Raw genomic sequence first — 21658 nt, forward strand, 5'->3', positions numbered from 1 at the left:
GGCCGTCAGCCGGCCGCCCGCAGGTGCCGCGCGCGATACGCGGCGAAGTCGCGCGCAAGCTGCGCATCGGTGAAGCCGAAGCGCGCGATCGAATAGTCATGCGCGGCGCGCTTGTCGCGACCGTTGCGCGCCATCCAGTCCGTCATCGCCGCGCGCTGCCGCGCATCGAGCGGCATGCCGGCAAACGCGTACACGGCTTCCGCGACGCCCAGCGGATTCGCTACGGTGTCCTCGAAACGCGCATCGAGGAACCGGTCGGCCGGCAGCGCGTCGCGCGCGGTCATCGCCGCGCCGATCGCGCGCGCCATCCCCGCGTTCCACTGCGCGCCGACGGCGAGCGGATCCGGATCGTCCGCATACATCTGCCACAGCGTGTGCGCCATGCTCGCCATCGACGGAATCGTCTGCGCCGGATCGCGGTGCGTGAGCACGATCTGCGCGCGCGGGAACACGCGGCACAGCACGTCGAGCGCATGCAGGTGCTGCGGCGTCTTCAGCAGCCAGCGCTCGGCCGGCGCGACGCCGCGCCGCGCCTTCTGCCACTGCAGGAACTGCAGCATCCGCTTCAGGTATGTGTAGACCGGCGTGAGATCCTGCTGCGCGAGCCATGCCGTATAGCGCGGCACGTTCGCGTACGAGTCCATCGCGCACACGAACGAGTGCTCCATCAGCATGAACTCCTCGTCGGCAAGCATCGCGTCGAGCGGATGGATCGTCAGGATCTGCGGGATGCAGTCGATCATCGTCGCGACCTCGGCCTGCGCGCGTGCGATGCGCACGGTCGGCGCGTCGAGCGTCTCGCCCGCGAGCGGCGCCGGGTAGCGCGTTTCCCACCACGCGGCCGAATGAAAGCGCGGGTCGACGGCCAGCAGCCGCTGCAACAGCGTCGTGCCCGTGCGCGGCAGGCCGACGATCACGAGCGGATCGTCGATCGCGATGTCCGCGATTTCCGGATGGCGCCGGAAGTAATACTCGACGACGAGCCGGTTCACGAGCTGGCCGACGAGCTTCTCGCGCATCATCTCCGCGCCGCGCGCGGACAGCTTCGCTTCGTCGATCAGCGACGCGCACATCACGTCGAGCGCGTCGCGATACGGCCCGTCGCCGAACGCGGCGAGCCCGCCCGTGCGCGACACAGCCTCGGCGATCAATCCGTCGGCGGCGAGCAGCGTGCGGATCCGGTCGAGCGGCGCGTTCAAGCGGCCTCCTTCAGCGTGGCGAGCTTGACGACGCGCGTGCGCGGATGCACCGGTTGCGCGGCGCCGACCCAGCGCCAGCAGATCGTGCCCGTGCGGTGCCCGGCCGTATCGAGCCAGTTCGCGTCGCCCGGCCGTGCTGCCGCGACGACCACCGTCACGCCGCCGTCGGCATTCAGCCGCGCGCTGTGCTTGTTCACGCAGATGTCGAAGTGCCGGTAGTCGAGCGACTCCATCCAGTAGTTGTTGAGCTGCACGTTCCAGAAATCGCAGTCGGGCACCGTGTCGACGTCGATCACGAGCGCTTCGTCGTCGGCCAGCGACCAGCAAGAGTGGTAGTAATAGATGTTCGGGTCGCCGCCGACCGACTGGCACAGCGCCTGGTCGGCGGGCGGCAGCGCATTGACGTGCGACCGGTAGCTCGCGGCCCAGTCGGCGAACAGCTTCGACGTCTGCTCGACGAACTGTGCGGCGCGCGTGAGGCCGCCCTGCAGCACGAGCGGGTCGAGCGGCGCCGGGTGGTCCTGCGCGCCGATGCGCTCGATCTTCAGTTGCGCGGGCGTCTCCGTGCGCCGGTCGAGGAAGGTCTGGCGCACCAGCAGCGCGTTGGTGCCGGGCTCCATGCGCACCCAGTTGCCCGCGCGCGGCGTCTCGCTCAGCACGATCTCGAAGCTGCCGTCCGGCGCGATCTCGAGCTGCTTCGCGTCGAGAAAACCCGTCTGCAGCATCTTGCCGTCGGTCTCGTAGCCGCCCTTCTGCGTGCCGAAGCTCAGGTAAGCGACCGTGCCGCGCCGCCCCGTCACGCGGTATTCGCAGCGGCCGTCGAGACGCGCGTACTGGTACAGGTTGTCGGGATTGTCGGCGCCGATCTTCGCGGTCTCGTGCGACGGCGAGAAGAAGCCGGGCCAAGCGCCGTCCGCGAATTCGACGTGCATTTCCAGCGCGATGCGCATCAGCCGGCTCAGGTAGCGGAACCCTTCCGCGCGCGTCAGCGGATCGTCCGGCGCCTCGGCGCGCAGGATCTGTTGTCCGCTGCGTTTCAGGGTGTCGCAGAAATCGGCCCAGGTCTGGCCCGAAAGCAATTGCGTGGCACGTGTGTCGTCCGTCATGTGTCGTCTCCGCCGATGGTCGAGCGCTCACCTTAAGCGCCTGCGTCGCGCGCCACTTCGTCCGGGTGGACTAAGGAAAGATCCGCTGCGCCGCCAGGTCGCCTCTTAGTCCACCCGGACGAAGAGCGGCATGCCCCTCGCTCGATACCGTTGGCGTCATGCACGAAACGCCGCACATGTCGCGCGGCACCGGCATGAAACAAGGAGACGAACGATGTTGACCCACTTGGAGCGGCTGGAGGCCGAAAGCATCCACATCATGCGCGAGGTGGTCGCGGAGAGCGAGAACCCGGTGATGCTGTATTCGATCGGCAAGGACAGCTCGGTCATGCTGCATCTCGCGATGAAGGCGTTCTACCCGGCGAAGCCGCCCTTTCCGCTGCTGCACGTCGATACGACCTGGAAATTCCGCGAGATGATCGCGTTTCGCGACGAGACGGCCGAGCGCCTCGGCCTCGACCTGCGCGTGCACATCAATCCCGACGGCGTCGCGAACGACGTCAATCCGTTCACGCACGGCTCGGCCGTGCACACCGACGTGTGGAAGACGCAAGGGCTCAAGCAGGCGCTCGACCACTACGGCTTCGACGCCGCGTTCGGCGGCGCGCGCCGCGACGAGGAAAAATCGCGCGCCAAGGAGCGCATCGTATCGCTGCGCTCGGAACAGCACCGCTGGGACCCGAAACGCCAGCGTCCCGAACTCTGGTCGCTGTACAACGCGCGCAAGCGCAAAGGCGAAAGCCTGCGCGTGTTCCCGATCTCGAACTGGACCGAACTCGACGTCTGGCAGTACATCCAGCTTCACGACATCCCGATCGTGCCGCTTTACTTCGCAAAGGATCGCCCTGTCGTCGAACGCGACGGCGCGCTGATCATGGTCGACGACGAACGTTTGCCATTGCGCGAAGGCGAAGTGCCGCAGATGCGCAAGGTGCGCTTTCGCACGCTCGGCTGCTATCCGCTGACGGGCGCGATCGACAGCGAGGCGACGACGCTCGACGACATCCTGCAGGAGATGCGCGAGACGCGCACGTCCGAGCGCCAGGGGCGCCTGATCGACAGCGATTCGGCCGGTTCGATGGAAAAGAAGAAACAGGAGGGATATTTCTGATGGCACACGTACTCACCGCGCCCGACACGCTCGCGCGCCGCGACTCCGCCGCGTCCGCCGCCGACGACGACGCGCAAACCAGGGACCTGCTGCGCTTCATCACGTGCGGCAGCGTCGACGACGGCAAGAGCACGCTGATCGGCCGCCTGCTCTACGAATCGAACATGCTGTTCGACGACCAGCTCGCGCAGCTCGAGACCGATTCGAAGAAGGTCGGCACGCAGGACGGCGAACTCGATTTCGCACTGCTCGTCGATGGCCTGTCGGCCGAGCGCGAGCAAGGGATCACGATCGACGTCGCGTACCGCTTCTTCGCGACCGCGCGGCGCAAGTTCATCGTCGCCGATACGCCCGGCCACGAGCAGTACACGCGCAACATGATCACCGGCGCATCGACCGCCGATCTCGCCGTAATCCTGATCGACGCGCGCAAGGGCGTGCTCACGCAGACGCGCCGCCACAGCCATCTCGTCGCGCTGATCGGCATCAAGCGCGTCGTGCTCGCGATCAACAAGATGGATCTCGTCGACTACGACCAGGCCGTGTTCGACCGCATCGACGCCGACTATCGCGCGTTCGCGGCCGAGCTCGGGCTGGCGGAGATCGTCAGCATCCCGATGTCGGCGCTGCGCGGCGACAACGTGATCGTGCCGAGCGCGCAGATGCCCTGGTACGCGGGCCCGACGCTGATGCAGCATCTCGACCGCCTGCCGCTCGCCGCGCGCGTGACGCGCGACGAGCCGTTCCGGCTGCCCGTGCAGTGGGTCAACCGCCCGCACCTGAACTTCCGCGGCTACGCGGGCAGCATCGCGTCGGGCGAAATCCGCGTCGGCGAGCGCGTGCGCGTGCTGCCGTCCGGCAAGGAGAGCCGGGTCGCGACGGTCATCACGCAGCGCGGCGAAAGCGACGTCGCCCGCGCCGGCGACGCGGTGACGCTCACGCTCGCCGACGAGATCGACATCAGCCGCGGCGACCTGATCGCGCGCGCGGACGCGCCGCCCGAAGTGGCCGACCAGTTCGAGGCAACGCTCGTGTGGATGCACGACGAGCCGCTGCTGCCCGGCCGCCCGTATCTCGTGAAGCTCGGCACGCAGACGGTCGGCGCGACCTGCGCGACGCCGAAGTACAAGATCGACGTGAACACGCGCGAGCATCTCGCCGCGCGCACGCTCGCGCTCAACGAGATCGGCGTGTGCAACCTGAGCTTCGACCGACCCGTCGCATTCGATCCGTACGACCGGAACCGCCATACGGGGGGTTTCATCGTGATCGACCGCTTCACCAACGACACGGTCGGCGCCGGGATGCTGCACTTCGCGCTGCGCCGCGCGCACAACGTGCACTGGCAGGCCGTCGACGTCGATCGCGACGCACGCGCGGTGCAGAAGGCGCAGACGCCGCGCATCGTGTGGCTGACGGGGCTGTCGGGCGCCGGCAAGTCGACGATCGCGAACCTCGTCGAGAAGCGGCTGCATGCGCTCGGCAGGCACACGTACCTGCTCGACGGCGACAACGTGCGGCACGGGCTCAATCGCGATCTCGGCTTCACCGAGGCCGATCGCGTGGAGAACATCCGGCGCGTTGCCGAAGTCGCGCGACTGATGCTCGACGCGGGGCTCATCACGCTCGTGTCGTTCATCTCGCCGTTCCGTGCGGAGCGCGACATGGCGCGTGCGCTGGTCGGCCCCGACGAGTTCGTCGAAGTGTTCGTCGACACGCCGCTCGCGGTCGCCGAGGAACGCGATCCGAAGGGCCTGTACAAGAAGGCGCGGCGCGGCGAGCTGAAGCACTTCACCGGCATCGACTCGCCGTACGAGCCGCCCGCGCAGCCCGAGCTGCGCGTCGACACGGTGGCCGAGTCGCCGGAACAGGCGGCGGACCGCATCGTCGCGTACCTGCTGCGCGAGCGCGCGGCGTAAGCGCCGCAGGCGGGCAGCCCGGCGGTTGCCCGCCTGCCCGCGCCGCCTACTCCGTTCGGGTGACGCGGGCCGCCGGCCGGCCGGTATGCTGGTTCGGGAACACTTCATCCCGACCCAGGAGAATACGAGCATGCGGATCGCGCTGGCGCCCGGCGACACGGCCACGCACGACGGTTTCGACGACGCGGCGTGGACGGCGCGCGAACTCAGCGCGTGGCTCGGGCTCGTCTACCAGGGCCCGTCGGAAGCGACCCCGTGGGCAAGCTTTCTCGAAGCGGTCCGCGTGCGGCTCGACGCGAGCTTCACGACGCTCGTGCTGCGCAATCCGGGCGGCTCGCGGCACGGGCTCATCATCAATGCGTCGACGCACGGCCCGCTGCTGCCCGGCGAGCCGTCGTACAGCGAGCAGTTCTATGCGCTGTGCCCGTTTCTCGACCAGCCGCCCGGCCAGGTCTTCACGGCCGACCGGCTGTTCGGCGAAACCGCGTGGCGCGCGCACGACTTCTACCGGCAGTACCTGCAGCCGCTCGACCTGCGCTACATCCTCGGCGCGAACCTGCGCGGCGAACGCGGCGTCGAGTGCGCGTTCTTCGTGAGCCGCGCGCACGGCGGCCGCGATTTCGACGCGGCCGAGCGCGCGCAGGTCGCGACGCTGCTGCCGCACCTGCAGCGCGCGGTCGAGCTGCACGCGGCACTCGACGTGCTCGACGCCGAACGCGCGCTGTATGCGGGCACCGTCGACCGCCTCGATGTCGGCACCGCGATCGTCGACGAGGACGGCCGCGTGATCAAGCGCAACCGCATCGCCGAGCGGCTGATCGAGCAGCAGGACGGGCTGTGCATGCGCCAGGAGCGGCTCCACGCATCGTGCCCGCTCGACGAGCGCCGGCTGCAGAAGGCGCTGCAGGCCGCACTCGAGCATTTCCGCGCGGGCGCACTCGCGCGCATCGAAGCCACCACGCTGTCGCGCCCCGGCGGCGCGATGCCGTTGAGCGTGCTGCTGCGCCCGCTCGCGCCCTATCGCGGCGCCGAGGACCGCCAGCACCGGCCGGCCGTCGCGGTGTTCGTCCGCGATCCGGCGTCGTCGCCGCAGACGTCGCGCGACATGCTGCACCGGCTGTTCCGGCTTACGCCGATGGAGACCGAAATCGCGCTGCTGCTCGTCGACGGGCTCACGCTCGACGAAGCGGCCGCCGCGACGGGCATCACGAAGAACACCGCGCGTGCGCACCTGCGCGGCATCTTCGCGAAAACGGGCGCGACGCGTCAGGCCGTGCTCGTGAAGACGCTGCTCAACAGCGTCGTGTCGATGGCGTAGCGGTCCGTGACGGCGGCCGCAGGGCAGCCAGCGCGGCCGACGCACGACGCGGGTCGCGACCGGGCACCCGACGATCGACGCAATCTCATTTGACGTCATACGTCATCAGACATGATTGAACAACCAATCGGTCTCAAGATATTCGCCAATATCCAGGAAATTACCGGGTAAACCCGCGACGCCTTCATTTGCGCTCAGGCGTACCATGTCATACGACGACATACTACATCGACCACCACCCATACGCCGACGCGGGCTGCCGCCCCGTCCGCCGCCGCCCGACCGGAGACACCGTTGAACCCGCCCTCGCCCGCCCTGCCCGGTCGCGACCCGCTCGCGTCCGCCGTCTCGAAAGTGAAGTGGCACGTGCTGCCGCTCGTGCTGATCATGTTCATCGCGAACTACATCGACCGCGTGAACGTCGGTTTCGTCGATCTGCTTCGCCGCGCTCGGCTTCAAGGCCGCGTCGTCGCTGTTCTGGCCGATCCCGCAGGGCTATCTCGACACGCGCGTGGCCGCGGCCGTGATCGCGCTGATCAACTCGGTCGGCAACCTCGGCGGCTTCGTCGCGCCGACGGCATTCGGCTATCTGAAGCAACATACGGGTTCGATCACGGGCGGGCTGTATGCACTCGCGATCGCGTCCCTCGTCGCCGCGGTCGCCGCGCTGTTCGCGCGCACGCACCGGCGCAGCGATCCGCCGCGCGGCCTGCCGGCCGACGAGTCCTTCACGCACGCTACGATGCTCCGCCATGCCGAACACTGACCGCCTGACCGTCGTCGTCTCGAATGCCGCCGACGGCGACCTCGCCACGTTCTCCCTCACGGGCGACGGCACGCTCGCGCCGCTCGCCCGCTACCCGGCCGCCGACGTCGCGATGCCGATCGCCGTGCAGGGCGACCGCGCGCGGCTCTACGTCGCGACGCGCGGCGAACAGCCGACGATCGTCGCGTTCCGCGTCGCCCCGGCCACGGGCGCGCTCGCGCGCATCGGCACGACCGCGATCGACGCGAGCCACGCGTACCTGTCGCTCGACCGCAGCGGCCGCTGGCTGCTCGGCGCATCGTACGGCGGGAATTCGCTGAGCCTCTACGACGCCGCGCGCGTGCGCGACGGCGACGGCACGCCGCTGCAGGTGGCCGGCGGCATCGCGAACGCGCATGCGGTGATCGTGTCGCCGGACAATCGTTTCGCGTATGTCAGTTCGCTCGGCTCGGACCGCGTGTTCAGCTTCGCGCTCGTCGAGGACGCCGCCGGCCTGCGTTTGGTCGAACATGGCGAGTCGCGCGTGCCGGCCGGCTTCGGCCCGCGTCACCTGCGATTCGCACGCGACGGCCGCGCGCTCGTCGTCGTCAGCGAATTCCAGGGCACGCTCGCGACGTTCTCGCGCGATCCCGACAGCGGCCGGCTCGGCGACGCGCATGTAAGCGTGCGCCACCCGGCCGTCGCCGAACTCGCGCAAGGCCATGCGCGGCCGCCCGCGCCCGCCGAACCTTCGGTGTGGGCCGCCGACCTGCATCTGACGCCCGACGAGCGTTTCGCGTATGTCAGCGAACGCACGTCGAGCCAACTGCTCTGCTATCGCCGCACCGACGACGGCACGTTCGAGCCCGCGCACGCGACACCCACCGAAACACAGCCGCGCGGGTTCGCGATCGATCCATCGGGGCGCTGGCTCGTCGCGTGCGGCGAGCAGTCGGAATACGTGACGGTGTACGCGATCGCGGCGGACGACGGCGCGCTGTCGCCGCACGCGCGCGTGCCGGGCGGGCGCGGTGCGAACTGGGTCGCGATCGTCTGATGAAGCAACGCCGGGCGCGGGATCCGGCAGGTCCGCCGCGAACGCAGGTCCGCCGTGCCCGCGGTCAGCGCCGCTCGCTCGGCGCAACGCCCGTCCAGCGCTTGAACGCACGCGTAAAGTTGGCGCGGTCCGTATAACCGACGCGCGCCGCGATCTCGTCGACCGGCAAGCGCGTGCCCTCGAGCAGCCGCAGCGCGTCGCGCAGCCGGATCTCGTCGAGCAGCGTCGAATAGGTCGCGCCGTACTCGGCGAGCTTGCGCTTGAGCGTGCGCGCCGATACATGCAGTTCGCGCGCAATGTCGTCGACCGACGGATAACCGCCATCGCCGCAGATCAGCAGGTTGCGCACGCGCTCGACGATGCTCTCCGCATAACCGAGCCGCGCGAGTTCGGCCTCGCATTGCTGGACGATCATCTGCGCGGTCTGTGCGTTCGCGGTGCCGATCGGCTCATCGAGCAGCGCGGCGTCGCAGCGGATGCGGTTTGCGCTTGCATCGAAATGGCAGCGCGGCAGCCGCGCGCGATAACGCTCGAACCACGGCGGCTCGGGCCATGCGAAGTGGAGTTCGGCGCGCGACTGCAGCGTGCGCCCCGGCGCCGGATACAGCAGCGAATTGAACAGGATCGCCGTCTCGACCAGGAAATTCTCGACTGCGAACTGACGCAGCCGGCCGAGCGGAAACGCTTCGAGCACGTCGATGTCGACGATCCCGTCGAGCTGCGAGAGCCGCACCGAGAAGAACGGCACGCGCGTCGGCAGGTAACGGATGCCGAGCCCAATCGCCTCGCCGAGCGTCGCGCAGCTCATCAGCCCGAATCCGATCAGCCCCGCTTTCGTCAGGCTGCTGCGCAGGCCGATCTCGATCGCGATCGACGGGTCGTCGGTCGCATCGAGCAGGTTGAACACGATCGCCGCCTGCTGCAGCGGCGTGATGCGCGCATCGGGCTGCGCGAGCCGGTCGCGCTCGACGCCCGAGCCGGCGAGAATGCGGCCGCCATCGATACCGCGCTCCTCGGCCAGCATCAGCATGAACAGCGCATACGCGGACGACACCGTCGCCTTGTTCAACTGGCGCGCGGCATCCGGGACGGACAGGGCCATGCGGCGGACTCCGGAGCGGTTTCGGCGGATTGTAGCGTCGCTGGCCCGCAATGACACCGCGGCGACACTCTAGCCGCGCGATGCGCGATCGGGCGCTCGCTCGCCGGCCATCGTGGCCCGAAATGACACCGCCATTGGCACCGGCGGCCCTCGCGTGCGGTGCGGCGCGCGCCTATGCTTGTCACATCGGCATAACGCCCCACCCTTTCCGCACGGATTCCGGTCGATGAGCCAACCCGCACGAATCGTCTTTCGCAACGACGCCGACAAGGTCGCGTACGTCCGCCGCGAGGTCAATGCCGCGAGCGATGCGATCCGCGCGCGCTTTCCGCTGCTCGACAACCAGAACCTCGTCGGCGCGACCGTGATGGCCGTGTCGGTCGCCGCGATGCTCGCGATCGCGTGGCTATATGCACGCGGCACGATCGCGTGGTACGTCGCGCTGCCGCTCGCCGCGTTCGTCACGTCGCTGATCCACGAACTCGAGCACGACCTGATCCACCTGATGTACTTCAAGAAGACGCCGTGGGCCTATCACCTGATGATGGCGCTGTGCTGGCTCACGCGGCCCGGCACGATCAACCCGTGGACGCGGCGGCGCATGCACCTGCATCACCACAAGGTGTCGGGCGGCGAATCGGATCTCGAGGAATTCGGCATCACCAACGGCGAGCGCTGGGGCGTGAAGCGCCTGCTGATGATCGCGGACGGGATGCTCGCCGTCGTGCTGCGGCCGGCCGCGATGCGCCGCAAGGTGAAGCAGTACGTGGCCGCGCAGCCGGTGCAGGATCCGGCCGAGCGCATGCAGCTGCGCGTCGAGCAGGTGTCGTCGTACATGCCGGTCGGTCACGTGTACTACGCGCTGTGGCACGCGTTCATCGTCTATCACGTCGGCCTGTTCGCGTTGCATGCGTTCGGCTATGCGGTGACGGTGCCGGCCCTCGTCGAGCGTGCGATGGACGTCGTCGATTTTCTCGCGGTGGTGTGGCTCGGGCCGAACTTCGTGCGCAGCTTCTGCATCAACTTCGTCAGCTCGAACATGCATTACTTCGGCGACATCGATTCGCGCAACGTGATCCAGCAGACGCAGGTGCTCAATCCGTGGTGGATGCTGCCGTTCCAGTTCTTCTGCTTCAATTTCGGCAGCACGCACGCGATCCATCACTTCGTGGTGCGCGATCCGTTCTACATCCGGCAACTGACCGCGCGAACCGCGCATGCGGCGCTGCGCGAAGTGGGCGTGCGCTTCAACGACGTCGGCACGTTTGCGCGTGCGAATCGCTGGGGTGCTTATCGTTCGTCGCGCGGCGCGCGCAACGCGCAAGCCGACGCGTAATACCGGCATCGGCAGCGCGCCGCATCAATCGCCGATCGGCGGCATCGCCCCCTGCCCGCGGATCCACGACCAGTTCGCGAGTTCGGCCATTTCCTTGTCGCCGCGGCTGTCGCCGTATGCGAACAACTGCTTCGGCGGCCGGTTGCCCCACCACCCGCGCAGCCGTACGACCTTCTGCGGCCCCCAGCAGTTCTCGCCGTCGAGCCGCCCGGCGAACGCGCCGCGTTCGAACGCAAGCCGCGTCGCGAGCACGGCGTCGAAACCGGCCGTCTTCGCCCACTTCTCCAGATACAGCGATGGCGACGCGCTGACCAGCACGACCTCATGCCCGCGCACCCGATGCTCGCGAATCCGCTCGAGCATTTCCGGACGCACGAAGCGCGGCAGGGTCGTATCGACGAACGTGCGTGCCAGCGCATCGAGCGCATCCTCGCGGACCGGCCCGAATGCGAACGACGCGAACTTCGCCTTCGCATCGCCGCGCGACAGCAGCCCGGCCTTCATCGCGACGATCCACGGCAGCGCGCGCAGCCCGGCCCATGCAAAGCGCGGCGTACCGACCGCGTAGCGGACGAAGTGGCGGAAGCTGTCGGTGGTCGTGATGGTGCCGTCGAAATCGAACGCGGCGACGATGCGGTCAGTCATGGAGAATCGGCGGGAAAGCGATGAGATGCCCGGGAAGATAGCAGACTCGCGCCAATGCGCGCGAAACGGCGTGACGTAGCGTGGCCCGGGCACCGACCACGCGCGCCGAAGCGCAGGTGGTCGTCGTGACGTTTGCTCAGCGTTGCGGCCGCGCCGCCAGCGCCGCCGGCAGCACGACGTTCATCAGGTGATCGGCGCGCGACAGCAGGTCGGTCACGCGCTCATCGAGCCCGCGCAGTTGCGCGGGCTGCATCCGGATCTGCCGGACGGCCTGCCCGACGATGTTGCGGCGGTCGAACAGCGTGCGCTCGACGCCCGCATCGTCCGGCACGCGCACGACGTCCGCCACCGCACTCAGCGCCGCGAGCACAACCACGAGGTTTTCTTCCGCATGACGGACCTTCGCGGCAAGCTCCTCGGTGCGACGCGGGAAGAAGCCGAGCGATTGCTTGAGCGCGCCGAGCGCCGCACGGTAGTCGACATGGCCCGACGCCGCGCCGAACCAGCGTTCGAACATGCCGGCCTTGCGCGTCGCCTGCGCGAGCATGCCGGCCATCGTGTCGGCCGCGCCGAGTTCGTTGAATTCGCGCGTCGTCGCCGCGACGGCTTCGACGAGGTTGCCCGCCGTTTCAAGCGCACCGTCGCCGATCGTCGCGACCGTCGCGAGCTTGAGCGGCACCAGTTGCCGGATGTGCCGCTCGATGCGCGGCGCGTAGTCGGGATAGAGATTCGGGAAGCTGGCCTGCGCGGTGCGGAAGCACGATTCGAGCAGCGGATGGTTCGATTCGCCGAACAGCGCACGGCCGACCGCATCGGCGGGCGCCGTGCGCACAACCTTGTCGGCCGCCGGCCCGAAGTCGAGCGCCTGCGGCGCCGGCCGGTCGGGCGCATGCGCGGCCGGCGCACCGGCCGCGGGCGGCGCGTCGAACGCAAGACGCCCGGGCGTGCGCTCGGGCGTCGTATCGAACTCGAGCCGCTTCGGCTCGTCTGACGGATTCGTCATCGCTGCATCCTGCCCGGCGCGGCGGTTTCCCGCACGCCGGGCTGCCGCCAGTCAGACCGCGCCGCCGTACGCGCGCACGAAATCGCCGAGGCCACGGTTGTAGCCGGCGCCGACCGCCTTGAACATGAAGTGGCCGTCGCGGCGATAGAAGCTGCCGACCTGCACCGACGTCTCCATCGAGAAATCCTCTTCCAACGCATACTTCGCGATCACTGCACCCGACACCTCGTCGGCGATCTGGATGTAGCTGTTGCGAACCTGCCCGAAATTCTGGCGGCGCGCTTCAGCCTGGTCGATCGTCACGACCACCGAGATTTCCTCGACGTCGGCAGCAAGCTTCGTCATGTCGATGAAGATCACTTCGTCGTCGCCGCCGCCGCTGCCCGTGCGGTTGTCGCCGCTATGCACGACGCCCATGCACTTCGACGCCGGCATCCCGCGCTTCGGGAAATCGTCGCCCGGCTGGATGAAGGTTTCCTCGCGGTCCATCGTGCGCACTTCGCTGTTGTAGAACACGAAGTGCTGATCCGAGATCAGCTTCGGATTGGTCTGCGCATCGTACTTGCACAGGAACACCGACACGTCGAGATCGAAATCCGTGCCCGTGTCCGTCGCGTTCGCGTCCCAACCGAGACCGATGCGGAATTTCTGCGTGCCGGGCGCTTCCTTCGACAGGTTGACGCGACCGCCTTTCGACAAATTGATCATCTGAACCTCTTCTGCTGGAACCGCCGTTGCGCCGGCGGCAATGCCGGGCCGCCGTGCGCGGCCCTCGTTGATGGTTTCCGGGCCGCGCGTATTACTCGCCCGCCACCGCGGTCCGGTCTTCCTTGCGCTGCACGACGATCGACGACCACACGGCCGCGGCGATCATCGCCGCGCCGATCAGGCCCGTGACGACCTCGGGCACCTCGAACTTCACGCCGAGAAACATGATCGTTGCGAGCGCACCGATCGCCCAGAACGCACCGTGTTCGAGAAAGCGATACTGCGCGAGCGTGCCCTTCTTCAGCAGCACGAGCGTCATCTCCCGGATGTAGGCCGCGCCGACGCCGAGGCCGAGCGCGATCAGGAAGATGTTGTTCGACAGCGCGAACGCGCCGATCACGCCGTCGAAGCTGAACGACGAATCGAGCACTTCGAGATACATGAAACCCGCGACGCCTTCGCGCACCACGCGCGTGCCGGTGTCCTCGCCGCCGATCAGATCGCCGATGCCGTGCGCAATCACGAAGCTGATCACGCCGAACGCACCCGCGAGCAGGAAGCTCACCTGCTCGGCCGCCGGCACGTAGAACGACGCGACGATCACGATCGCGAGCGTCAGCGCCACTTCCAGCGCGGTGATGCGGCCGAGATGGCGCATCGGGCCTTCGAGGAAACCGATCCAGTGCTCGTCCTTCTCGGTGTCGAGCATGAACTTGAAGAACACCATCAGCAGGAACGCGCCGCCGAACGCCGACACCTCGTGATGCGCGGACGTCAGCACCGCCGCGTACTTCTCGGGCGATTCGACCGCGAGCGTCAGCGCGTCCCACAGGCCGATGTGGCCGATCACCGCGACGATCAGCAGCGGGAACACGAGCCGCATGCCGAACACGGCAACCGGCAGGCCGAACACCATGAAGCGGTTGCGCCACTTCTCCGACCAGTTCTTGAGCACCGATGCGTTGACGACCGCGTTGTCGAGCGACAGCGAAATTTCGAGCACACACAGGACCGCGACGATCAGCATGTCCTTTACGCCGCCGAGGAGATGGGCCGCGATCAGCGCAAGCACCGTGAGCGACAGCGGGATCTTGAAGTCTTTCAACATGATGGGGGTAATCGAGTTTTGAAAAAGGGGCGTGCGGGCCGCGCTTACTTCGCGCGCACCCAGTCGCAGAATTCCTGCGTGATCAACTGTTCGTAGATCTGTTCGTCGCTGAGGTCGAGCGATTCGAGATGCAGGAAGCCGACGTTCGGCATCTCGTCCGCGATTTCAGCGAGGAAGCCGAATTCGTCCGGATCGCCGACGCCGACGAGCGACCAGTACAGCGGGAAGTGCTGCGACTCGGCCAGCAACTGGCGCACGCGCTTGCGGTCGTTCTTCGGGTTCTGGCCGTCGGTGACGAACAGCACCCATGCGGGCAGATGGCCGTTCGCCGGCGCGGATGCGGCCGGGGCGGGGGTTTCGTCCGCGCCGCCGAACAGCCGGCTCAGGAAGCCGCGCTTTGCTTCGCGCTTCGGCTCCGGCGCGCGGAAGAAGAAGTCGACGATGTCGTTCATCACCGGCGCGTACTGAGTGCCGCCCCACTTGTCGATCCGCGCTTCGAGCACGTGATCGGAGATGTACGAGCCGTAGTTGTCCGGCGTCGCGGTCGGCAGGCGGTCGTAGCCTTCGGTGAAGGTCCACGTGTCGACTTCGCCGTTGTCGTCGAACTTCAGTGCGATGCCGAGAATCCGGTCGTGCGTCTCCTGGATCACGCCCGACTGGTAAAGCGGCTTCGCGGAGCCCGAGATATCGAGCGCCGCGCCGACACGTACGACGGGCGGCTTCAGGATCTGGCGTTTTTCGAGGACGATCGCGACCTTCGCCGCGCGTTTCTCAAGCGTAATCATGCGGTGTTCCTCAATGGTGCTTCGGAGCGAATCGGGAGATCAAGTCCTGTTCGAGCTGGCGCAGGCGCGGCGCGTCCTGCTCGCGCTGGCGCTTGCCGTCGGCGATGATCTGCGTGATGTCGTCGAACGCGCCGAACAGCTGCTGCTGCGCGTATTCGAACGTGTCGGTCGAGATCACCGGACGCTGGCCGAGCTTCGCGACTTCCTGCGCGTTCTGGCGATTCAGGTCGGCCTGCGCGCGAATCGCCTCGTCGGCCGCGTCGTACGTCGCGTTCGCGAGCGCCGCCGCGCGCTTCGTGCTGAGCTGCTCGAGGTAGAGCGCGAACGCGTTGGTCCACGCGGGGATCAGCACGGTCTTGATCGTCATGAACTTCGACGTCAGCGTGCGTTTCTGGTCCTGCTCCATCCGGATCTGCGGCGCGAGCTGCTTCGACATCAGCATCGCGCGGTCGAGGTCGTCGAGCTTGCTCTCGAGTGCGTCGACCTTGCGCTTCACGTCGAGCAGCCGTTGCGCGGCGAACGCGTCGTCCGCCGGCTGCTGGCCGGCCGCGAGATGCGCGCGCAGCGTCGCGAGCGCCGTTTCGCCGTGTGCCTTCGACTGCGCGAGTTCCTGGTGCAGCGCGTAGTTGTCGTTGTACATCCGCTCGAGCTCGTCGATGCCGGCCTTCTGGCGCTGCGCATGGTTTTCGAGCTCGACGACGAGCGTGTCCATCCGCTTGCTCACCGACTCGTATTGCGACAGCAGCTTTTCCTTGGTCGAGCGGAACAGCCGCGTGACCTGCGTGAGCAGCCCGCCCTTGTCGGCGCCGCGCGGGTCGAGCCCCTTCGCGGTCGCGATCAGTTCGTTGAGCTTGTCGCCGAGCCGGTCGGCATCCGACGCGCGGACGCTCGCGAGTATCTGCTGGGAGAAGGCGGCGATCCGCGTACCCTGCGTCGCGCCGAGCTGGTCGATCTCGTCGACGGTGATCAGGCGCGCGTGCTCCGTCGGCTGCACGGCCGGCACGACGGCGGCCGCGGGCACTGCGACGGGTGACAAAGACGGGGTGGAAGGACGATCGCTGACCGCATCGGATTTCTTGTCGTCGAATAGCGGCTTCATGTGGCTACCACGTTTCCTTTTCTGCTTTTTGCTACGTGTTGTCGTCGTGCGCGCGAGGCGCGCATCCGCGATAACCGCCGTGCTCTCTCACGGCGGCAGACGGACAATAAATGGCGACGGTGCGGTGCGTCAAGGGAAGGAATTCTTTCACTTTCCATTCATTTTGTAATGTTGCGTGTGGACGCGATGCCCGAGCGTCGCCGTTCCTGCAGCCATGCGCATGGACCACGCAAGTTCAGTGCGCGCCGAAACTTACATGTCTGATCAATACGAAAGACAAATGAAACCGCCGGTTTCCGCGGATTTCAGACGGTCCGCACGCGTGCATGAGGCGCTCGCGGCAGTCGATCGCGCACTACCAATCCCGTACGCGATGCATGTCGAGCCGAGGCAGGATGAACGGCACGGATCGGTCACGAATCGTGAAATTCCATCGCCCGTCGACATCCACGAACGTCGCGCTGAAATGCCGGTCGTCAGCCCACGTGACGTCATCCAGATGGCACGACGTGTACATCGCGCCGACCGTACGCTGCGCGCGCACCTTCAGCGGATCCTTCGACACGAGCGTGAACGTGACGGCCTCCTCGAACGGGCAGTCGTAGTCGGTGACGAGCAGATACGCGGCCGGTATGGCTGTCGATGACGACGGATTTCTGACGTGCGTGCAAGGGAGTGGCGGGCCGCCGCCAGAGTTTGCTATACTCTCGGTCTTCCGGAGAGATGGATGAGTGGTTTAAGTCGCACGCCTGGAAAGCGTGTATAGGTTAATCGCCTATCGGGGGTTCGAATCCCCCTCTCTCCGCCAGAATTCTTGGCGAAAACCCCGCAAAATCAATGATTTGCGGGGTTTTTTGTTTTCACGCTCACGAATCGGCTACCCGAGCAGCGGCAGGTATTCGTTTCGCCCACCGGGTTCGGCCAGTGCATGATGCATGTCGTTCAGCACGCTCGACGAGACGATCGCTATTCAGTGCAACGACGCAGGCACGACCTCGTATCGTGCCCGCGGGGTGCGAATAGGTTTCAGTCCTCGAACGCAGATTGCTAAAAGCGATGTCGAATGCCGAAAACGACTTCCGCTTGACTCTGGGTGGTGGAAGCCGTCAGGCCGTTGAGGTTGGCGACCGCCCTCCCACCTGTCGAATCAGTGCCCGACGCGTGCTGATAGACCGCGTTTGCGTATAAATCCGTCCGCTTCGACAGAAAGTAATCGACGCCAATCGCACCTTGATTGTAAATCGCACCGTTGACGCCATAGCCTTTCAAGAAGTTATAGCCGACACCCAACTGGAGTGCAGGCGTGAGGCGATAGAGGATGTTGACTTCAATGTCGTGGAATCGTGCATCGCCACCCGCGCCTGTTGCCGGGAGACCCGGCAACGCCCCGATATTCTTGAACTGCGTGTTGCTGTAGTCGACAGCGAGGGTCGCGGCACCGACGACGTAAGAAGCGCCCGCAACGAAGATCTGCTGTCTTTTCGCGGACGCATAGCCCGAATACACACGACTTGCGCCCATATTGGACCCGGTAGCGCTTGAAGCCGCGTTATTGCCGAAGTAGGAGAAGTTGGGATCCCGTGCATCGGCGAAGGCGGCCCCAAGTGTGAGCGGCCCCCGAACATAGTTCGCCGCGACCGACCAGATCTGATTCTGGTTGAATTTTCCAGCGATACCGCCGAAGCTGTAGGCGCCCTCGAATGTGAATCCACCATACGACACGCTGGTGAACTTGATCGCATTGTTGATGTGGTTGCTGCCATCGGTGTTGTCTACATCGCCAGGATGGGCGCTCGCGTATCCGGCCCACGTCTGAGCCGCGACGAACATGTAGATCAGGTCGGTAATCGGATCATATTGACGGCCGAACGTAACGGTACCTATGTTCGATGACGACAGGCCGACATACGCATGTCGCCCGAATTCGTCTCCCCCCTGGCCAAGCCTTCCGTTCGCAATACTAAATCCATTCTCCAGCACGAAAATCGTTTTCAGGCCGCCGCCGAGATCCTCGGAACCACGCAGCCCCCAGCGATTGCCGGCGAGATTGCCCGCGCCCATTGAATACTGGCTATGACCGCCAATGTTGTTCGCATAGTTCATCCCGACGTCGATCAAGCCGTAGAGCGTAACGCTGCTCTGGGCACGTGCCGTACATACGACCGAGGCTAGCAGGACCGCTGCAATCAGAGACTTTTTCATGTGAATGCGGTATGGGTGAATAAAAACAGTTGAAACAATGTCCTTCATGCGTGGCAGGCAGCGCTTTCGGGAACGAAGAGAACGCCGGCAATCATCGTTGCAGGCGACCAGCAGATGGCGGTCCGGTCGATCACTCCGGCAGATGCGGCAGCACGAAAGACAGCGTGGCCTCGTGCTCGTCGCTGTTCGTCTTCGCGGGTTCCGACGGCGGCGAGTCGAATTTCGCAACGACGACGTTCAAACCCTGGTTGCGCACCGGAATCGTCACGTTGCCGTCGGCTCCCGTCTTAAGCGGTTCGGAGTCGGGATCGTTGAGAAGGTCTGGCTGCACCTCGACGCCCGCTGCGGGCTTGCCGTCATACAGCACCCGAACCGTGAGCGGCTGGCCCATCCGATCCGGCAGTTGATTGCCGACCGGCACGATCTGCAGCTTCTGCTCTGGCAGTATCGGCATCGCACCATGCAGAGGGCGACGCAGATGCACCGCGTACTTGAACGTGTGCAAGCTGATCTCGGCGTTGGGCACTTCATCCTTGCCCTTGTTGTGCCACTTGCCGTCCGTCGTCTTGCTCCACAGGCCGTTGTCCAACACGCCTGCAACGATTGCCGGCTGGTTGTCGGTATTCACTACGAGCAGCGGGCCGCTGGCCGTGAGTTGCGTGGAAACCTCCTTGCCTTGTTCGTCGTAGGCGGTGACACTCTTTACCTTGGACTGCCGCTTGATCATGTCCAGATCGTCGGCGCCGATGCCGTAGACCAACGCCAGTTGGTTCGAGCGCTGCGCGAACCAGATGCCATGGGCCTGCGCGAGGCTGCTCGCGCCCATGCCTGCAAGCAGGCTTGCCACGACGGCCAGCTTTGTCGGGATCTTCATTTGTATCTCCATCCAGTGGTTGAAAAAAACGGTCGATTCCTATCGATCTCATTGGCCATGAAGGCGATGCGCCGTGCAGTCGCAGCAACGCCGCGAATAGCTCGCACCTGCGCTTGACGAGCGCATGCCAAGCCGAGAGCGCGATCCTCGATCGCGCCAACGGCCTCTCCAATCAGAAATTTGTTTATGGTTTTACCGGCGCCGCCGGTCGTTTCACTTAAAGATCGAGTACCAGCGTCCGGCTATTGGCGCGCGAGCAGCAGGGAGTGAAGAGGTCGTTTCTTTTTCTCTCGTCATCGGAGAGAAACAAGTCGCGATGTTGCGGTTCGCCATCCAGCACGCGCGTCACGCAGGTGCCGCAGACGCCTTGTTCGCAAGACGCCGGAATATGGATTCCGCAATCGGCCAAAGCCACCATGACAGTCTTGTCTTCGGGTATCCGAATCGTCTCGCCCGTGCTTGCGATCACGACATCGAATTCGGAATTTCCGTCACATTCCCTCTGCTCTGCACTGAAGTACTCCCGGTGTATTCGGTCTTCGCGCCACCCCTTTCCCAATGCTGCGTTGATGACCGCATTCATGAATGCCTCACCGCCGCATACGTACAGGTGCGTTTCGGTATCATGGCTGTCGAAAAATCCGGCCAGGTCCAGCCGCTGCTGTTGCTCGTCTTGCGTGAAGTGAAAGAAAGCGCGGTCGGCGAATGTCGAACGCTGGATGCGCTCGACAAAGGCAGCGCGAGACGCGGAGCGCGCAAAGTAGTGCAAGTCGAAATCGGCTCCCACTTCAGCCAGGTGTTCCGACATGCTCAGGATCGGCGTGATACCGATACCGCCCGCGACAAGCACGGAGCGCTTCGCGGTTTCCACGAGCGGGAAGAAATTTTTAGGCAGGCCGACTTCGATCAAGTCCCCTTCGCCGAGCCGCTCATGCATGGCCTTCGATCCGCCGCGCGTCGATTCGGCCAGCATGACGGCAATCAGATAACGATGCCTCTCCGCTGACGAATTGCACAACGAGTATTGACGCACCTTTCCACCGGGTACATGAACATCGATGTGGGAGCCGGCCGTAAATGGCGGCAGCGGTTTTCCGGTAGGGTCGACGAGTTCGAACGATTGAACGTTCTCCGCCTCGGCTGTTTTCCTGGCCACTTTCAACGTGAGCGTCGTCTGTTGAGCCGCGGGCGCCAACGCGAGCGCCGATTCAGGCCGTTTGCGTTTTCCGCGCAGATAGCTTCCGATGCCGATGTAGGCCAGGACCGGCACCGAGAGTACGCCGATGAGTTGCAGCACTTGCAAAAATCCGCCGCTCAGCCATCCGTAATGCAGTGCAAGCGCCGTCAGGTAAATTCGATGACCTAAGCTGTTATCGGAATAAGAAGTAAAACGCAATACCTTGCCCGTTCTCGTGTCGAGACTTGCGTAGGAAAATGCATTGATATGCGGTGCGTCGCGTGCGACGAGGTCGACGTTGAAAGCATCCCCGGGATTGGCTGGGTAGTGAATGCGGGCATATTCCGGCTTCGGCACCAAAGCCTGTGCTCGTTGCCACAGTTCCTCCACGGACAAACCAGGCGCAGTGGACTGCACGACCAGTTTGGGAGACGGCGTGGGGGGCATGGAGGCCGTCAGTGCATAGAGCGCGTCCCTCACGAACTGGAACGACTGCAAGGCACCGGTGAGCGCGCACGCAAGCAGGATGACGCTGACATAGCCGCCGAGCCTTTTGTGCAGGTTGAGCCGGCGCGCACGAACGGGAAGGTTGGCCGCGGTCGTGTCGGCTCGCCTACGTTTGCGCAGCGTCTCCGGAATCCACACCGCCAGGCCGCCAACGACGAGGACGAACGCAAATGTCAGCGCAAGCGATCCTGCGACAACGCTGCCATTTTTCAGGAAATGAAAACTGTGGAGGGCAGCCATCGCACCGAACAGGCCGCCGTAACGATCCTCGCTTCCGAGGACTTTGCCGCTGCATGGATTTACGTAGTACCACCGGTTGTCGCCAAGGAGAATACGTGTGCTGGAATCCGCGTCGTCGTATATGCGGAGTTGCTTTGGCCGGCCTGCTGCCGGATTGGAAGCGCGGGCATTGGCGATCAACGTATCGAGCGGCAGGCGCGCGTTACACGTCTGAACTTTGAGCAGACCAGGGTAGACGACCGGTTCGAGCTGCGCACGAAATAGCATGCCTGCGCCCGTCATCGCCACCATGACGACGAACAGTCCAATGCTCAGACCTATCACCCGATGCAACTGAAGAATATTCTTGCGCACAGATACTCGCATAGGACCACCAATAAGCGGAAAGAGGTTGGCCTTGACAGTACGTGTTCCCGT

At 65.5% G+C, this 21658-nt stretch carries 18 protein-coding genes, 1 tRNA gene and 1 pseudogene; 8 read left to right on the forward strand and 12 right to left on the reverse strand.

Annotated elements, in window-relative coordinates:
* Nucleotides 1–5 precede the first annotated feature (5 nt).
* On the reverse strand, nucleotides 6–1199 hold the full coding sequence (locus tag ABD05_RS00845; protein ID WP_047898543.1) for a sulfotransferase family protein: 1194 nt from the start codon (nucleotides 1197–1199) through the stop codon (nucleotides 6–8).
* A complete protein-coding gene (locus ABD05_RS00850) occupies nucleotides 1196–2305 on the reverse strand; it encodes a DUF1214 domain-containing protein (RefSeq protein ID WP_047898544.1) in 1110 nt (369 codons plus the stop codon). The genes ABD05_RS00845 and ABD05_RS00850 overlap by 4 nt, the downstream gene beginning before the upstream one ends.
* A 214-nt stretch (nucleotides 2306–2519) precedes the next feature.
* On the opposite strand from ABD05_RS00850, the gene cysD reads away from it, so the two are divergent.
* From cysD to ABD05_RS00880, 5 genes and pseudogenes are all read left to right on the forward strand, one after another.
* The gene (gene cysD / locus ABD05_RS00855; protein WP_047898545.1) at nucleotides 2520–3416 is read left to right on the forward strand and encodes a sulfate adenylyltransferase subunit CysD; all 897 of its coding nucleotides are present in this window, start codon (nucleotides 2520–2522) and stop codon (nucleotides 3414–3416) included.
* Complete coding sequence (gene cysN, locus ABD05_RS00860; RefSeq protein ID WP_047898546.1) at nucleotides 3416–5335, forward strand: sulfate adenylyltransferase subunit CysN; 1920 nt, start codon at nucleotides 3416–3418, stop codon at nucleotides 5333–5335. The genes cysD and cysN overlap by 1 nt, the downstream gene beginning before the upstream one ends.
* A gap of 130 nt (nucleotides 5336–5465) precedes the next feature.
* The gene (locus tag ABD05_RS00865) at nucleotides 5466–6653 is read left to right on the forward strand and encodes a helix-turn-helix transcriptional regulator (RefSeq protein WP_047898547.1); all 1188 of its coding nucleotides are present in this window, start codon (nucleotides 5466–5468) and stop codon (nucleotides 6651–6653) included.
* Nucleotides 6654–7074: 421 nt separating this feature from the next.
* A pseudogene (locus ABD05_RS00875) lies at nucleotides 7075–7419 on the forward strand (MFS transporter); the annotation flags it as partial.
* Nucleotides 7406–8455 (forward strand): lactonase family protein, encoded by a 1050-nt coding sequence (locus ABD05_RS00880; protein WP_047898550.1) that lies wholly within the window; start codon nucleotides 7406–7408, stop codon nucleotides 8453–8455. The pseudogene ABD05_RS00875 and the gene ABD05_RS00880, both read left to right, overlap by 14 nt.
* A 64-nt stretch (nucleotides 8456–8519) precedes the next feature.
* Here ABD05_RS00880 and ABD05_RS00885 read toward each other — a convergent pair whose 3' ends face one another.
* Nucleotides 8520–9557, reverse strand: coding sequence for an AraC family transcriptional regulator (locus ABD05_RS00885; RefSeq protein ID WP_047898551.1), 1038 nt, complete (start codon nucleotides 9555–9557; stop codon nucleotides 8520–8522).
* A gap of 226 nt (nucleotides 9558–9783) precedes the next feature.
* On the opposite strand from ABD05_RS00885, the gene ABD05_RS00890 reads away from it, so the two are divergent.
* Entirely contained in the window at nucleotides 9784–10893 is a 1110-nt protein-coding gene (locus ABD05_RS00890; RefSeq protein WP_047898552.1) for a fatty acid desaturase, read from the forward strand.
* 24 nt (nucleotides 10894–10917) lie between these two features.
* On the opposite strand, the gene ABD05_RS00895 is transcribed toward ABD05_RS00890, so the two are convergent.
* The 6 genes from ABD05_RS00895 to ABD05_RS00920 all read right to left on the reverse strand — a co-directional run bounded on the left by ABD05_RS00895 (nucleotide 10918) and on the right by ABD05_RS00920 (nucleotide 16241).
* Nucleotides 10918–11538, reverse strand: a complete 621-nt coding sequence (locus ABD05_RS00895) for an HAD family hydrolase (protein WP_047898553.1) — start codon at nucleotides 11536–11538, stop codon at nucleotides 10918–10920.
* Between the two features lie 136 nt (nucleotides 11539–11674).
* Nucleotides 11675–12541, reverse strand: coding sequence for a hypothetical protein (locus ABD05_RS00900; protein WP_047898554.1), 867 nt, complete (start codon nucleotides 12539–12541; stop codon nucleotides 11675–11677).
* A gap of 51 nt (nucleotides 12542–12592) precedes the next feature.
* Nucleotides 12593–13249: a TerD family protein gene (locus ABD05_RS00905; RefSeq protein ID WP_047898555.1), complete on the reverse strand. Its 657-nt coding sequence runs from the start codon at nucleotides 13247–13249 to the stop codon at nucleotides 12593–12595.
* Between the two features lie 91 nt (nucleotides 13250–13340).
* Nucleotides 13341–14357 carry a DUF475 domain-containing protein gene (locus ABD05_RS00910; protein WP_047898556.1) on the reverse strand — a complete coding sequence of 339 codons (1017 nt, stop codon included), beginning with the start codon at nucleotides 14355–14357 and terminating at the stop codon, nucleotides 13341–13343.
* A gap of 44 nt (nucleotides 14358–14401) precedes the next feature.
* Nucleotides 14402–15142, reverse strand: a complete 741-nt coding sequence (locus ABD05_RS00915) for a VWA domain-containing protein (protein ID WP_047898557.1) — start codon at nucleotides 15140–15142, stop codon at nucleotides 14402–14404.
* A 10-nt stretch (nucleotides 15143–15152) separates the two neighbouring features.
* Complete coding sequence (locus tag ABD05_RS00920) at nucleotides 15153–16241, reverse strand: toxic anion resistance protein (protein WP_047898558.1); 1089 nt, start codon at nucleotides 16239–16241, stop codon at nucleotides 15153–15155.
* 256 nt (nucleotides 16242–16497) lie between these two features.
* Here ABD05_RS00920 and ABD05_RS38250 point away from each other — a divergent pair, with 256 nt between their 5' ends.
* Nucleotides 16498–16887, forward strand: a complete 390-nt coding sequence (locus ABD05_RS38250; protein WP_158361546.1) for a hypothetical protein — start codon at nucleotides 16498–16500, stop codon at nucleotides 16885–16887.
* A 71-nt stretch (nucleotides 16888–16958) separates the two neighbouring features.
* Nucleotides 16959–17049 (forward strand) — tRNA-Ser (locus tag ABD05_RS00930).
* A 239-nt stretch (nucleotides 17050–17288) separates the two neighbouring features.
* Here ABD05_RS00930 and ABD05_RS00935 read toward each other — a convergent pair.
* The 3 genes from ABD05_RS00935 to ABD05_RS39405 form a co-directional block, all read right to left on the reverse strand.
* A complete protein-coding gene (locus ABD05_RS00935; RefSeq protein WP_047898559.1) occupies nucleotides 17289–18443 on the reverse strand; it encodes a porin in 1155 nt (384 codons plus the stop codon).
* Between the two features lie 130 nt (nucleotides 18444–18573).
* Nucleotides 18574–19317: a DUF4198 domain-containing protein gene (locus tag ABD05_RS00940; RefSeq protein ID WP_047898560.1), complete on the reverse strand. Its 744-nt coding sequence runs from the start codon at nucleotides 19315–19317 to the stop codon at nucleotides 18574–18576.
* A 217-nt stretch (nucleotides 19318–19534) separates the two neighbouring features.
* On the reverse strand, nucleotides 19535–21595 hold the full coding sequence (locus ABD05_RS39405) for a PepSY domain-containing protein (RefSeq protein WP_158361549.1): 2061 nt from the start codon (nucleotides 21593–21595) through the stop codon (nucleotides 19535–19537).
* Nucleotides 21596–21658: the final 63 nt, after the last annotated feature.

Origin of the sequence: Burkholderia pyrrocinia, assembly GCF_001028665.1 — a bacterium.
In the GTDB taxonomy this organism is placed as follows: Bacteria; Pseudomonadota; Gammaproteobacteria; order Burkholderiales; family Burkholderiaceae; genus Burkholderia; species Burkholderia pyrrocinia.